Here is a 15,084-nt window from a genome sequence, read left to right as displayed (position 1 = left end):
GAACAACAGTATTTTATTATACGGGATGTTTTTGGTGGGTGTCCCGCCACTGTGGGGTGGGGGTTATCACAGGTGTTGATCCGTGGTTTGGTTTCCATTAACAAACGGGTGGGTTTGTTGTTTGGGAACCACATAGTGAACGCGAGCAGTCTTTTTAGTTATAAGAGTGTGTGTGGTGTAAGTTATCGGCCTATTAGTACCGGTCAGCTTCACGAGTCTTTAGTCCTCGCTTCCACGTCCGGCCTATCAACCCAGTGGTCTAGCTGGGGGCCTCTCACACATAACTGTGTATGGAAATCTCATCTTGAAGCGGGCTTCCCGCTTAGATGCTTTCAGCGGTTATCCCATCCGAACGTAGCTAATCAGCGATGCACTTGGCAGTACAACTGACACACCAGAGGTTCGTCCGTCCCGGTCCTCTCGTACTAAGGACAGCCCTTCTCAAATTTCCTGCGCGCGCAGCGGATAGGGACCGAACTGTCTCACGACGTTCTAAACCCAGCTCGCGTACCGCTTTAATGGGCGAACAGCCCAACCCTTGGGACCTACTCCAGCCCCAGGATGCGACGAGCCGACATCGAGGTGCCAAACCATGCCGTCGATATGGACTCTTGGGCAAGATCAGCCTGTTATCCCCGAGGTACCTTTTATCCGTTGAGCGACGGCCATTCCACAATGTGCCGCCGGATCACTAGTCCCGACTTTCGTCCCTGCTCGAGGTGTCCCTCTCACAGTCAAGCTCCCTTGTGCACTTACACTCGAAACCTGATTGCCAACCAGGCTGAGGGAACCTTTGGGCGCCTCCGTTACTTTTTAGGAGGCAACCGCCCCAGTTAAACTACCCATCAGGCACTGTCCCTGACCCGGATTACGGGCCGAAGTTAGATGTCCAAAGTGACCAGAGTGGTATTTCAACGATGACTCCACCACAACTAGCGTTGCGGTTTCACAGTCTCCCACCTATCCTACACAAGCCACTCCGAACACCAATACCAAACTATAGTAAAGGTCTCGGGGTCTTTCCGTCCTGCTGCGCGTAACGAGCATCTTTACTCGTACTGCAATTTCGCCGAGTTTATGGTTGAGACAGCGGGGAAGTCGTTACTCCATTCGTGCAGGTCGGAACTTACCCGACAAGGAATTTCGCTACCTTAGGATGGTTATAGTTACCACCGCCGTTTACTGGGGCTTAAATTCTCAGCTTCGCACACAAGTGTGCTAACCGGTCCTCTTAACCTTCCAGCACCGGGCAGGAGTCAGTCCGTATACATCGTCTTGCGACTTCGCACGGACCTGTGTTTTTAGTAAACAGTCGCTTCCCCCTGGTCTCTGCGGCCCACACCCGCTCACGGAACGCTAGGTTCCTTCACGGGGCAGGCCCCCCTTCTCCCGAAGTTACGGGGGCATTTTGCCGAGTTCCTTAACCATAATTCTCTCGATCGCCTTAGTATTCTCTACCTGATCACCTGTGTCGGTTTGGGGTACGGGCGGTTGGAACCTCACGTCGATGCTTTTCTAGGCAGCATAGGATCACCGAATTCCCCCGTACGGGGGTCCCATCAGATCTCAGAATCGTCATCAAAGACAACACAACGGATTTGCCTATCGTGTTTCCTACATCCTTAGACCGGGACTACCATCGCCCGGCTCGGCTACCTTCCTGCGTCACACCTGTTAATACGTTTACCTCCCCGGTTCAGGTCCCACGCTCCCCACACACCCTGGTCCCGAAGGACACGCAGTGGTGGTTTGGGTGGTTAGTATCACCGGTTCAATAGGGGCGGTTCTTCACCGGTACGGGAATATCAACCCGTTGTCCATCGACTACGCCTGTCGGCCTCGCCTTAGGTCCCGACTTACCCAGGGCAGATTAGCTTGACCCTGGAACCCTTGATCATTCGGCGGACGGGTTTCTCACCCGTCTTTCGCTACTCATGCCTGCATTCTCACTCGTGTGGGCTCCACTGCTAGTTCACACTGCAGCTTCAATGCCCACACGACGCTCCCCTACCACTCCAAACCCCTGAACCAAAGCAAGCTTTGGCTAGGGCAATGTTTGAAATCCACAACTTCGGCGGTGTACTTGAGCCCCGCTACATTGTCGGCGCGGAATCACTTGACCAGTGAGCTATTACGCACTCTTTTAAGGATGGCTGCTTCTAAGCCAACCTCCTGGTTGTCTAAGCAATCCCACATCCTTTCCCACTTAGCACACGCTTAGGGGCCTTAGTTGGTGGTCTGGGCTGTTTCCCTCTCGACTATGAAGCTTATCCCCCACAGTCTCACTGCTACGCTCTGACTTACCGGCATTCGGAGTTTGGCTGACGTCAGTAACCTTGTAGGGCCCATTAGCCATCCAGTAGCTCTACCTCCAGTAAGAAACACGCAACGCTGCACCTAAATGCATTTCGGGGAGAACCAGCTATCACGAAGTTTGATTGGCCTTTCACCCCTACCCACAGCTCATCCCCTCCATTTTCAACTGAAGTGGGTTCGGTCCTCCACGCGCTCTTACACGCGCTTCAACCTGGCCATGGGTAGATCACTTCGCTTCGGGTCTAGATCACGCCACTACACTCGCCCTATTCAGACTCGCTTTCGCTACGGCTTCCCCACACGGGTTAACCTCGCGACGTAACACTAACTCGCAGGCTCATTCTTCAAAAGGCACGCCATCACAAGAACAACTACACCCCAAAGGATGCACGCTTGCTCTGACGGATTGTAAGCACACGGTTTCAGGTACTATTTCACTCCCCTCCCGGGGTACTTTTCACCTTTCCCTCACGGTACTTGTCCGCTATCGGTCATTAGGTAGTATTTAGGCTTATCAGGTGGTCCTGACAGATTCACACGGGATTTCTCGGGCCCCGTGCTACTTGGGATACTCACCAGGGAGTGCACTGCATTTCAGTTACGGGACTCTCACCCTCTACGGTCGGCCATTCAAAACCGTTCACCTATACATGCACCATTCCCCTTCCTAGTCCGGCAGAACTAGATCGGTAAGTCCCACAACCCCGCACCATGCAACGCCCGCCGGCTATCACACATGACACGGTTTAGCCTGATCCGCGTTCGCTCGCCACTACTAACGGAATCACTATTGTTTTCTCTTCCTGTGGGTACTGAGATGTTTCACTTCCCCACGTTCCCTCCACACATCCTATATATTCAGATGCGGGTCACCACCTGGTCTTGCAACCGGTGGCGGGGTTCCCCCATTCGGACACCCTCGGATCAAAGTTTGGTTATCAACTCCCCGAGGCTTATCGCAGATTCCTACGTCCTTCTTCGGCTCCTAATGCCAAGGCATCCACCGTGCGCCCTTAAAAACTTGACCACACACATGCAGTCAAACACAACACACCACACCAAAGCGGGTGCATCATGATTTTTGATTATCGAGAAAACCATGGAAACCAGCACCACCCCAAAAGGTGGTGTCAGATCCAGGTTTTATTTCATATTCTCAAAGAAATTGCTTTCTTATAAAAGATGCTCGCGTTCACTATGTAGTTCTCAAACAACAACCCCTTCACACACGTTCCCCAACCACCAGACACACAAAAATGTGTGTCACCCAGTGACCGGTTCAGTTATGTGAGGGAAACCAGAAATCAACAACGATCGACGATCCCCACGAAGGAAATCGATGACCCGTTGTTGTTTCAGGACCCAACAGTGTGCCAAACACCACCCACCAGAACACACCAATCCTTGATGAACTTTTCCCCACAACCCCAAAAGGTTGTTGTACTCGATTCAGATTGGCCCGTGCCGGCAGGCACCTATTTTATTGATATTCCACCCTTGAGCAGCACGCCGGGAAACTTTCGTTCCCGCTACGTACTATTCTCCTACCACGCAACGCTCAACACCCATGCGGGGTTGTGTTGGTGATTGGTGCTCCTTAGAAAGGAGGTGATCCAGCCGCACCTTCCGGTACGGCTACCTTGTTACGACTTAGTCCCAATCGCCAGTCCCACCTTCGACAGCTCCCTCCCCACAAGGGGGTTAGGCCACCGGCTTCGGGTGTTACCAACTTTCGTGACTTGACGGGCGGTGTGTACAAGGCCCGGGAACGTATTCACCGCAGCGTTGCTGATCTGCGATTACTAGCGACTCCGACTTCATGGGGTCGAGTTGCAGACCCCAATCCGAACTGAGACCGGCTTTTTGGGATTAGCTCCACCTCACAGTATCGCAACCCATTGTACCGGCCATTGTAGCATGCGTGAAGCCCAAGACATAAGGGGCATGATGATTTGACGTCGTCCTCACCTTCCTCCGAGTTGACCCCGGCAGTCTCCTATGAGTCCCCACCATCACGTGCTGGCAACATAGAACGAGGGTTGCGCTCGTTGCGGGACTTAACCCAACATCTCACGACACGAGCTGACGACAACCATGCACCACCTGTAAACCGACCGCAAGCGGGGCACCTGTTTCCAGGTATTTCCGGTTCATGTCAAGCCTTGGTAAGGTTCTTCGCGTTGCATCGAATTAATCCGCATGCTCCGCCGCTTGTGCGGGCCCCCGTCAATTCCTTTGAGTTTTAGCCTTGCGGCCGTACTCCCCAGGCGGGGCACTTAATGCGTTAGCTACGGCGCGGAAAACGTGGAATGTCCCCCACACCTAGTGCCCAACGTTTACGGCATGGACTACCAGGGTATCTAATCCTGTTCGCTCCCCATGCTTTCGCTCCTCAGCGTCAGTTAATGCCCAGAGACCTGCCTTCGCCATCGGTGTTCCTCCTGATATCTGCGCATTTCACCGCTACACCAGGAATTCCAGTCTCCCCTACATCACTCTAGTCTGCCCGTACCCACCGCAGATCCGGGGTTGAGCCCCGGACTTTCACGGCAGACGCGACAAACCGCCTACGAGCTCTTTACGCCCAATAATTCCGGATAACGCTTGCGCCCTACGTATTACCGCGGCTGCTGGCACGTAGTTAGCCGGCGCTTCTTCTGCAAGTACCCTCAACCAGACAACGTCTGGCCTTGTTCCCTACTGAAAGAGGTTTACAACCCGAAGGCCGTCATCCCTCACGCGGCGTCGCTGCATCAGGCTTTCGCCCATTGTGCAATATTCCCCACTGCTGCCTCCCGTAGGAGTCTGGGCCGTGTCTCAGTCCCAGTGTGGCCGGTCACCCTCTCAGGCCGGCTACCCGTCGTCGCCTTGGTGAGCCATTACCTCACCAACAAGCTGATAGGCCGCGAGTCCATCCAAAACCAATAAATCTTTCAACCAATCCCCATGCGAGGAAAAGTCAATATCCAGTATTAGACCCCGTTTCCAAGGCTTATCCCAGAGTTAAGGGCAGGTTACTCACGTGTTACTCACCCGTTCGCCACTAATCCCCCCGCAAGCGGGGTTCATCGTTCGACTTGCATGTGTTAAGCACGCCGCCAGCGTTCATCCTGAGCCAGGATCAAACTCTCCGTTAATAACTAAACAGACACACACGAAACCACCGGAAAATGGTGAGCAACGCATGCACTAAATTCGAAACCAGCTAAACGATCATGCATCACCACAGGGGCGGCAACACACAACCAAATAACCAATTCAATATAAATAAATTGGTATCAATAAAAACTTGGCACACTATTGAGTTCTCAAACAACAACCACACCCAGCCAACACACCCGAACCATCAAACAATCCGTGGCGATCAGTGCCGAGGCAACTTTTCAATCTTACCCCCAAACATTCAGCAATGCAAACCCGGTCAAACCCGATCCACATCCCTCAACACACGGCAGAACAACCGGCAAAAATACCGGCTCAAATACCAGGGAGTCCGCCGCTCCCGCATCAAGCGGGGCAACTCGAAAAACAATACACACCTTTTTTAGGGCGTGCAAATCCTAGGCCCGTGCGCTCGATCACACCCACAGTGGGGGCGTTCGTGAGTGCTGCCCTATTGCTTGGATGAGTTCTTTATTAGGTACTTCGGCACCAACACGGCACACAAGGCGGTAATGGCCCACACGATGAGGGCGGCCCAGATCCAAGTCAGAAATCCGTGGATCCTAATGCCTCCAAACGGGAGGCTGGCAATCAGAAGGGCAAGCCAGGTTGAAACCAGTGTCGCTGCACCTGCCAATGCCGGCGCGTACTTGGTGGCGAGTTTGCTGATCAGCCCCACCAGCAGTGATTGCGCAATAGTAAAGACGACTACTGCGGTGATGAAGCCTCCGAAGCCCAACGTGAAGCGATGCAAGAGCAACGCGGCCAAGATAATAGCCACCGCCGAGCTTCCGAGCTGAATACCAATTCCCACCATAAGTTGCTTCATGGCACGATCCTATGCCTCATGGTCGCCTGCTTGTTCTATATGTCGGCACCCGATTCCTTACCTCTTGATGGGAAGTGCATGACCTCGGGGTCAACGCCGCTCCATACATAGGGTCCGGGTATCCGTCGCCAGGCAGCGGCGCGTGCATTCCAGGGCGGCTGCGTAGCCCGAGGCCGCATGTACCTATATATAGGTACATGACGCAGGTGAGGCGGTGCTTGCCAGAAGTGCCCAGCTGCCTAGAGAGAGAGAGAGAGAGAGAACGCGGGTCCCACGGCAGCAGCCCTACATCAGTCCCGCCAGCGCGAACCATGCCTGCCAAGAATCATTAGAGAGAAGTAGCGGTGCAAGGAAGGCCCGAATGGTCACGGGGTTCTCGCAAAGCCTCAAAAGGTGACGGAGGGTTTTTGGGCAACAAAAAATCCCCGGTAAGAACTCTTGGTTCTTACCGGGGATTCTTCAAAACGTGCGCGAGGGGGGATTTGAACCCCCACGCCCTCTCGGACACTGGCACCTGAAGCCAGCGCGTCTGCCGTTCCGCCACTCGCGCGTTTCGAACTATTTCACCGTCTTGCCGAAGTATTTTCGGCTTTCAGTGGAACAGCGAGATCAAGCATATAGGACGTTTGCCCGATTCACCTAAACGAGCCGTTCCGCACACCAGAAAGGGTACCTGGCGCAGCCTTTGGGACCCCCCTTTATCCCCTACATCACACGGAACTTGGGGCACTTCATGAACCAGGCAATTCCCCCTACTACGGTAGGAACTTTGCCACATTCGAGCCACCTTATGGGTATATTCAAAGACTGCGGCAGTAGTATCAAGCTTGAACAGAGTTGCCCGCAGCGCGGTCGGCTCAGGTGTTGCGCCCATCCGTGGTGCGATTGGAACATTGAATTCGTCCACCTATGGGCGGTAACAACAAGCAGCATCAAGACCTTGAGGAGAGGAGAGCGCATGGGATTGTTTGACAACGTCGAAAAGGGCATTGAAAAGGCAGTGCGTGGTGCCTTCTCACTTGGCTCCAAGACCCTGCAGCCAGTGGAGATGGCCAACGCCCTCCGCCGGGAGCTTGACGACAAGGCCATGACCCTTGACGCGGGCCGCACCTTGGCCCCGAACGTTTTCAACATTGAGCTGGGCGACACCGACTTTGAACGGGCCCGCGCCTGGGGAGTCACCCTCGCTGAAGAGCTGTGCGATGTTGTCATCAACCACGCACGCAGCCAGGGCTACGTGCTGCAGGGCCCCGTACGTGTGGCCTTCAACCACCAGGCCGAACTGCGAGCAGGCCAGTTTGAGGTCCTTTCTTCCACAGAGAAGGAAGGTGCGGCGCCGTCACAATCTGCGCCTGCTCAAGCCCCACAGAACGCACCGGCCCGGCCCACCCAAAGCCCCGTCGCCCAGGTACAGCCGGCGCCAGTGTACAAACGCCAACCAACGCCGTCGCCCGTTCAACCCGAGGCCCCTCAGGGACAGCAGGTCCTTGACATTGACGGCCAGCGCTACTCTCTGAACGCCGCCTCTATCGTCCTTGGCCGTTCATCGGAAGCCGACATCCTGATAGATGACACAGGCGTTTCCCGCAAACATTTGGAAATCCGCACATCGGCCGGCGTGAGCACAGCCGTGGATCTTGGTTCCACCAACGGCAGCTACGTGGACGGCCACCGTGTCCAAGGGTCAGCGCCCCTGCAGGACGGATCAAACATCACCATGGGCCGGACCCAAATCACCTTCCGAGTCCTCCCCGTACGCGGAGGGCCGCGATGAACGATCTCAGCCTTGTTGTAACAATCCTGCGCTTCGGCTTCCTGATTCTGATGTGGATCATGGTGTTCGCCGTCGTGGCAGCCATGCGCCGCGACCTGGTCATCGGCCGCAAGGCCAAAGTTGGCGCGCCCACAGCCCGGCAGGCCCGCAAGCACCCTGAGCTCGTCGACGAGGCTCCTCCGGCAAAGATGCAGGCGCGTGAATTGGTAGTAACCGAGGGACCCTTGGCAGGGACCACGCTGGAGCTGTCCGGCGTGCCAATCTTGTTGGGCCGCGCCCAGGAAGCCACCCTGGTGCTTGAAGATGACTATGCTTCCGGCCGTCACGCGCGCCTGTTCCCGCAGGGAACTCGCTGGTTTATTGAAGATTTGGGCTCCACCAACGGAACCTTCCTCGGCGGTGCGGCGTTGACGCGTGCACTTCCCGTGGAATTGGGTGTCCCGGTGCGGATCGGCAAAACGGTCATCGAATTGAGGCCGTGAACATGGCCGAAAACCCGCTGATTCTGCGCTACGCCGCCAGATCACATGTGGGCATGGTCAGGGCGAAGAATGATGACTCCGCCTACGCCGGCCACTATCTGGCCGTTGTCGCCGACGGCATGGGCGGTCATGCTGGAGGGGATGTCGCCAGTGCCTCCACCGTCCTGGACCTGATCCACCTGGATCACAATCGCCATGGCCAAGATGCCGGAGCGAATCTCGCTGACGAGATTCAAAGCGCCAATTCGCTGCTCTCCGAGCTGGTTCACGTCAATCCAAAACTTGCCGGCATGGGCACCACCGTGACCGCACTGCTGCTCTCCGAAAAGCGCCTGGCGTTCGCGCACATCGGCGATTCGCGTGCGTACCGGCTCAAGGATGGCGTCTTTGAGCAGCTGAGTATCGACCACACCTTCGTCCAGCGCATGATCGACGAGGGTCGTATGACCGAGGCCGAAGCCGAGGTCCACCCGCACAAGAACGTTCTCATGCGCGTCCTGGGCGACGTTGATGCCTCCCCCGAACTGGATTTGCAGTACTTTGACGCGGCCGCCGGTGAGCGTTGGCTGCTCTGCTCCGACGGGCTCAACTTTGTCCGCCACGAGATGATCGAAGAGGTCATTCGCAACACCAAGTCACTGGCCACGGCCGCCGACACACTGATCGACCTGACGCTTGCCGCCGGCTCCCCCGACAACGTCACTGTGGTCGTCTTTGACATCGCTGAGAGCGCTGGTGACGACGCGCCCACAGCCTCCCTCAATGCCGTCCAGCCTGCTGATGCCCATACGACGGCGGCCTCCCTGAGCGTTGAAGGCACGTACGACGCCGGAGAGGCGCCGTTGGCGTCCTCGGCAGCCTCCCCTGTTGTTGCCGCAAGCGACGATGCGGACGCGGAGGCTGGCGTTAATGGCGCTGTGGTTGCCGATGAAGAATCAGGCATCGATGCGGAGTCCGACGCTGGCGCCTTGGATCTCAATATCCGCGAAAAGGCGATTCGCCAGCTGCTTGCATCACGCGACCACGAATTGGTGGGCGCTGCGCTGACGGCAAATGCGGAAGGAAAGATTCCGCACCTGGCCCGCCGTCCTGCCACGCAGCGCGCTGCCACCGTTCTCACCCACAAGACCTCTGCAGCACCCACCGTCGTGGAAGACACGGAGGTGTCCCTGCCGCGACTGCGCTACCGCCCTGTTGTATTGGCGATCATCGGAGTGCTGACTGCGCTGGCCGTTGTGGCCGGCAGCTGGGCCGCCTATGCATGGACCCAGACGCAGTTCTTCGTCGGTGTTTCGCAGGGCAATGTGGCCATCTACCAAGGTGTCTCACAGTCATTGGGACCCATTTCACTGTCGCATCTATACCGGGAAACGACGGTGGAAGTTAAGTCCCTGCCCAACTATTCCCAGCAGCTGGTGGCCCAGACCATGCCGGCAGCAACACTGGGCGATGCCGAGCAGATCATCAAGGATCTCCAATTGGGCACGGGAACCAGTCTTCCCCCCTGCGACTTGGTCGCCCCGCCAAGCACCGCCCAGCCCACAGGAAAACCGTCAGCCTCCGGGGCTGCACCCGGCACCGCCACAGCCCCGGCCGCCACTGCCCCAGCAACAGCGCCTCCCACCACTGCCGCAGCACCGTCTCCGTCCGCGAAAAGCACTGCGGGCACCAAAGCCGGCAGTTCAGCCAGTGCCACGGCAACACCTGCGGCCAACCCGACATGCATCCCTGGAGGTGGAAAGTGAGTCAGCTGCTCACCGTGGCAAAGCCACGACGCAACACCGAGCTGCTCCTGTTGCTGCTTGCCCTGGGCATGTCGGCACTGGCCAATGCCTTGGTCAACCTCAACTTGGGCCGCAACATTGACAACGATTTCTACACGCAACTGGCCGTTTTGGCAGGTCTGTCCATCGCTTTCCATGTGACACTGCGCATCAAGGCGAAATATGCCGATCCGGTCATATTGCCGGTTGTTGTTGCTCTCAATGGCTTGGGCCTGGCGGTCATCCACCGCCTTGACATCACCTCCGGCCTAAAGGATGCAACTCGGCAGTGGATGTGGACCTCGCTTGCCGTGGTCGCGGCCATCACCGTGATCTGGCTTTTGCGCGACCACCGCATCCTGCGCCGCTACACCTATATTTCACTGCTCGCCTCGGTGGTTCTGTTGATCCTGCCACTGGTGCCCGGCATCTCTGCCGGCAGCGTCTACGGAGCCACCGTATGGATTTCCATTGGGCCATTTTCGTTCCAACCCGGGGAAATCGCGAAAATCACGCTGGCAATATTCTTTGCCGGGTATTTATCGTCCAACCGCGATTTGATCCTGCTGGCCGGCAAGAAGCTGGGGCCGTTGCAGTTGCCTCGCGCACGCGACCTTGCCCCCATGATCGTGGCGTGGCTGGCCAGCGTCGGCGTGCTGGTTTTCCAGCGCGACCTGGGCTCCTCGATTCTTTTCTTTGGCTTGTTCATGGTCATGATCTACGTTGCCACCAGCCGCGTGAGCTGGATCTTGATTGGCTTGGTTCTCATCGCTGTGGGCGGGTTCGCGGCGTACCAAATTTTCCCGCACGTGGCCCGGCGCATTGATGTTTGGGTCAACGCCTTTGACCCGGAGTACATTGGCGCAGCGTACGGCAGCTTCCAAGTGGTTGAAGGCCTGTTCGGCCTGGCCAACGGCGGGCTCATGGGAACCGGGTTCGGCCAGGGATCACCGGATGAATTGCCTGTTGCCAACAGCGACATGATCATTGCCGTCATTGGTGAAGAGCTGGGCATGGTGGGCCTCTTTGCTGTCCTGTCCCTCTACGCGCTGCTGATCGCGCGCGGCTTCCGCGCCGCATTGGGCACACGCGACGCCTTCGGCAAGCTCCTGGCCGTGGGCCTCTCCTTTGCGGTCGCACTGCAGTGCTTCGTCATCATTGGCGGCGTGACTCGCTTGATTCCGTTGACGGGCCTCACCACTCCGTTCCTTTCCGCCGGCGGCTCGTCACTGCTGGCCAACTGGATCATCGTTGCGTTGATCCTCAAAATTTCTGATGCAGCAAGGCGCCCCATCGACATTTCCGGCCCCGTGGCCCCAACTGACCCGATCCTCCCGCCCAACCAAGTCGGCACAGACCCGAACAAGGCCGCCCCGAACAAGCCACACCAGAACCCCAAGGAGGCGTCCACACCATGAATCAAGCAATCCGAAACTCCTGGATAGTGGCCATCGCCTTGTTTGCGCTGCTATTTGGCTCCATTTCCTATGTGCAGTTCTTTGCCGCGGATTCCCTCAATGACAATCCCAGCAACCAACGCCAGCTTTTTGCCAGATTCTGCAGCAGCCGCGGACCGATCCTCGTCGATGGCCAAGCCATTGCCGAGTCCGTGCCCACAAACTCGGATTGCAAGTTCCAGCGAACGTATAACGATCCGGAACTGTACGCGGGACTGACAGGTTTCTTCAGCAAGTTCTCGGGCCAGTACGGACTCGAATCCGCCATGAGCGATGAGCTCACCGGCAACTCGGACGATGCCTTGTTTGACCGCATCGCGCAGGTCTTCACGGGCGCGCAACCCCAGGGACGCTCGGTTGAACTGACCATTGATTCAGAGATCCAAAAACTTGCTTATGAACTGATCCCAGACAACATTGGCGGGTCGATCGTCGTGATGAACCCCAAGACGGGGGCGGTCATTGCCATGGCGTCCAAGCCAACGTATGACACGAATTTGATGGCAACACACAACAAGACCGACTTCGACGCCTCGATGGCCGAACTCGTCAATATTCCCGGCATCAACCTGTTCGGCTCCTCCGCGTACCGGCAGCTGTACTCCCCAGGGTCGGTTTTCAAGATCATTGACACCGCAGCGGCCCTGGAATCCGGGAAATATAATAAAGACAGCATACTTCCCAATCCTGCCGACATGACGTTCCCTGGAATGACGTATACCTTGCCGAACTACGCCTACGGGCAGTGCTACACGCAGGACAAGGCATCCTTTGCCTTCGCACTGGAAAACTCCTGCAACACCCCGTTTGCCAGCATCGCCTTGGATCTGGGACAAAAGGCCATCACCGCCCAGGCGGAGAAGTTTGGCTTCAACGACAAGTCCTTGAAGTTCCCTTCCCCGGTAGAGCCCAGCCGCTTCCCCGGCAGTGCAGGTGATCTGGATGATGCAGCCCTGGCCCAGAGCGCGATCGGCCAGCGCGATGTCCTGACAACACCGTTGGAGGTGGCCATGATGACCGCGGCAATTGCCAATGGCGGCAAACAGGTGGCCCCCAACCTCATAAAGACCATCCGCACCCCCGACCTAAAAACCGTTTCTTCCTTGGAACCAGAGGTCCTGAGGCAGTCGACAACTCCGGAAATCGCGGCACAAATCACCGAATGGATGGTCAGCGTCGTCGACAACGGCATTGGCTCCGCAGCGGCCGTTCCGGGCGTTGAGGTTGCAGGAAAAACAGGAACATCAGAGCTCGGAGACGGATTGAACAACGCATGGTTTACCGGATTCGCACCAGCGAACGATCCGGAAGTGGTGGTCAGTATCGTCATGCCAAATGTTGACGTGGCCACCGGAGCAGAATTAACAAGTCCCAATGCAAGCAAACTCTTCAAGGCGGTGTTGAACAAGTGAGGCCTATATCTGGTATCACCTTAGGCGGCAGGTTCCAACTCACATCACGCATTGCCATCGGTGGCATGGGCGAGGTCTGGAAGGCCCAGGACCTGGTCCTTGGTCGCATCGTTGCCATCAAGATCCTCAAGGACGAGTACACCGGCGATCCCGGTTTCCGGGCACGGTTCCGTGCAGAGGCCAAACACACGGCACTGCTGAACCATGACGGCATTGCCAATGTCTTTGACTACGGCGAAGAAGACGGCTCGGCCTACCTGGTCATGGAACTGGTCCCGGGTGAGCCGCTGTCGACATTGATTGAGCGTGAGCACGTACTGTCCGCCGACTGGACCTTGTCAATGATCGCCCAAACCGCCAGGGCCTTGTCAGTGGCACACGCCCAGGGTCTCGTCCACCGTGACGTGAAGCCTGGCAACCTGCTCATCACCCCTGAGGGCAAGGTCAAGATCACCGACTTTGGCATTGCGCGCCTGGCCGACCAGGTGCCCCTCACACAGACCGGACAGGTCATGGGCACGGCCCAGTACCTTGCGCCCGAGCAGGCCACAGGACAGTTGGCTACCGGATCAAGTGATATATATGCCCTTGGTGTTATAGGTTATGAGTGCATCACCGGCCACCGCCCCTTCTCCGGTGAATCACAAATCGCCATCGCCTTGGCGCAGGTCAACGATGCGCCGCCGCCGTTGCCGGATACTTTACCTCGACCCGTGCGGGCACTGTTGATGTCGATGCTGGCCAAGGACCCTGCCAACCGGCCCGCCAATGCCTTGAAGCTGGCTGAGGCTGCGGAGGCCATCCGTTCCGGTGACATCAAGGCCGCCCACGCGGCCGTTCCGGGCATGCTCCTCTTTGAGGCAAGCACGGGGCCCATCACGGCTCCCGTGGATATCAATGCCACGGCACCGACCTCGGTCGTCAGTAGCATTTCCGAACCCAACACCACGGCGCTTCCCCTGATTGAGGAAACCCCGGAAACTGATGCCCACACCCCAACCCGCGCAGAAATCCTCGGCGCGGAACGGGCATGGCAGGCCGAACAGGAAGAACCGGATGCCCTGCCGGAACCGGAAGAAGCAGTTGCGACCACGCCCGTGAAGAAGGGACGCAGTCCCTGGACCTGGCCGCTCGTGGCCCTGCTCGCGCTGCTGGTCTTTGCCATTGGCGCCCTGCTGCTGCAGGGAATGGGCTTGTTCGGCGGCACCCCCGGCCCGACACAGACCCAAACCCAGTCACAGTCTGCCCCGCCCCCCACCACCTCTGAGGCGCCAACGCCGACGATGGTGGAAACCACTCCGGAGCCCACTCCGTCGGCGCCGGAAACAGTCGATGTCATCAACAACCAGCTGGCGGGCCAGCCCTTCGCGGACGTCGCTGCGTTCCTCGACGGCAAGGGTCTCGTGGTGGAACGGGCCGACGAATCCAGCGACACCGTTGCAGCCGACATCGTCATTGCGGTTTCTCCCGTGGGCTCCGTCGAGGTAGGTTCGGTCATCACCGTCAGGGTGTCAACCGGCAAGGCCCTGGAGACCGTCCCGTCATCTGCCGGCAAGACCGGTATTGAATACGACCAGGCTCTGGTCGCCTTAAAGTTCATCCCGAACCGGGTGCCGGAATCTTCCGGGTCGGTGGCCAAGGGCGACGTGATTCGCGTCGAGCCCCCAGCAGGAACCCAGCTGGAGGTCAACTCCACTGTTGTCTACGTGGAATCCACAGGGCCGGAACCCACACCCAGTGCTGAGCCGGAGCCAAGCACGGACCCCGCCCCAAGCGACGAGTCGGCCCCGAGCAACCCGCCGGCCAATGCGCCGGCGAAGGACCAGGCCAAGGACCCGGCAAAGCCGTAAACCCCTCAAGAAGCACCCAAGCATCAGCTCTTCCACGAT

Annotated in this window: 7 protein-coding genes, 1 tRNA gene and 2 rRNA genes; 6 read left to right on the top strand and 4 right to left on the bottom strand. The window is 57.6% G+C overall.

Annotated features, from left to right (window positions below):
• Positions 1 to 172: 172 nt before the first annotated feature.
• The 4 genes from art_RS13275 to art_RS13260 all read right to left on the bottom strand — a co-directional run bounded on the left by art_RS13275 (position 173) and on the right by art_RS13260 (position 6,857).
• Positions 173 to 3,343, bottom strand: a 23S ribosomal RNA gene (locus art_RS13275).
• A 574-nt stretch (positions 3,344 to 3,917) separates the two neighbouring features.
• A 16S ribosomal RNA gene (locus art_RS13270) occupies positions 3,918 to 5,453 on the bottom strand.
• Together the 16S and 23S rRNA genes form the textbook arrangement of a ribosomal RNA operon.
• A 476-nt stretch (positions 5,454 to 5,929) precedes the next feature.
• Positions 5,930 to 6,307 carry a phage holin family protein gene (locus art_RS13265; RefSeq protein ID WP_038465543.1) on the bottom strand — a complete coding sequence of 126 codons (378 nt, stop codon included), beginning with the start codon at positions 6,305 to 6,307 and terminating at the stop codon, positions 5,930 to 5,932.
• Between the two features lie 467 nt (positions 6,308 to 6,774).
• Positions 6,775 to 6,857 (bottom strand) — tRNA-Leu (locus tag art_RS13260).
• Between the two features lie 408 nt (positions 6,858 to 7,265).
• On the opposite strand from art_RS13260, the gene art_RS13255 reads away from it, so the two are divergent.
• Genes art_RS13255 through art_RS13230 form a run of 6 tightly spaced genes read left to right on the top strand, consistent with a single transcriptional unit; the run spans position 7,266 to position 15,045 of the window.
• Complete coding sequence (locus art_RS13255) at positions 7,266 to 8,081, top strand: DUF3662 and FHA domain-containing protein (protein WP_038465542.1); 816 nt, start codon at positions 7,266 to 7,268, stop codon at positions 8,079 to 8,081.
• Complete coding sequence (locus art_RS13250; protein WP_038465540.1) at positions 8,078 to 8,563, top strand: FHA domain-containing protein; 486 nt, start codon at positions 8,078 to 8,080, stop codon at positions 8,561 to 8,563. The genes art_RS13255 and art_RS13250 overlap by 4 nt, the downstream gene beginning before the upstream one ends.
• Before the next feature lie 2 nt (positions 8,564 to 8,565).
• Positions 8,566 to 10,308, top strand: a complete 1,743-nt coding sequence (locus tag art_RS13245; protein ID WP_052136522.1) for a PP2C family serine/threonine-protein phosphatase — start codon at positions 8,566 to 8,568, stop codon at positions 10,306 to 10,308.
• Positions 10,305 to 11,744 carry an FtsW/RodA/SpoVE family cell cycle protein gene (locus art_RS13240; protein WP_173425239.1) on the top strand — a complete coding sequence of 480 codons (1,440 nt, stop codon included), beginning with the start codon at positions 10,305 to 10,307 and terminating at the stop codon, positions 11,742 to 11,744. Before art_RS13245 ends, art_RS13240 begins: the two co-directional genes overlap by 4 nt.
• Complete coding sequence (locus art_RS13235; protein ID WP_038465536.1) at positions 11,741 to 13,195, top strand: penicillin-binding protein 2; 1,455 nt, start codon at positions 11,741 to 11,743, stop codon at positions 13,193 to 13,195. The genes art_RS13240 and art_RS13235 overlap by 4 nt, the downstream gene beginning before the upstream one ends.
• On the top strand, positions 13,192 to 15,045 hold the full coding sequence (locus art_RS13230; protein WP_082000283.1) for a protein kinase: 1,854 nt from the start codon (positions 13,192 to 13,194) through the stop codon (positions 15,043 to 15,045). The genes art_RS13235 and art_RS13230 overlap by 4 nt, the downstream gene beginning before the upstream one ends.
• Positions 15,046 to 15,084 lie beyond the last annotated feature (39 nt).

Source organism: Arthrobacter sp. PAMC 25486, from assembly GCF_000785535.1.
GTDB lineage: Bacteria > Actinomycetota > Actinomycetes > Actinomycetales > Micrococcaceae > Specibacter.
The sequence above is the reverse complement of the archived record's forward strand: the minus strand, read 5'-3'. Positions and strand labels throughout refer to the sequence as shown.

What these genes read in the sequence shown, in the direction of transcription:
- art_RS13255 (WP_038465542.1), top strand. Translation starts at nt 7,266, where the DNA reads ATGGGATTGTTTGACAACGTCGAAAAGGGCATTGAAAAGGCAGTGCGT.
- art_RS13245 (WP_052136522.1), top strand. Translation starts at nt 8,566, where the DNA reads ATGGCCGAAAACCCGCTGATTCTGCGCTACGCCGCCAGATCACATGTG.
- art_RS13250 (WP_038465540.1), top strand. Translation starts at nt 8,078, where the DNA reads ATGAACGATCTCAGCCTTGTTGTAACAATCCTGCGCTTCGGCTTCCTG.
- art_RS13235 (WP_038465536.1), top strand. Translation starts at nt 11,741, where the DNA reads ATGAATCAAGCAATCCGAAACTCCTGGATAGTGGCCATCGCCTTGTTT.
- art_RS13265 (WP_038465543.1), bottom strand. Translation starts at nt 6,307, where the DNA reads ATGAAGCAACTTATGGTGGGAATTGGTATTCAGCTCGGAAGCTCGGCG.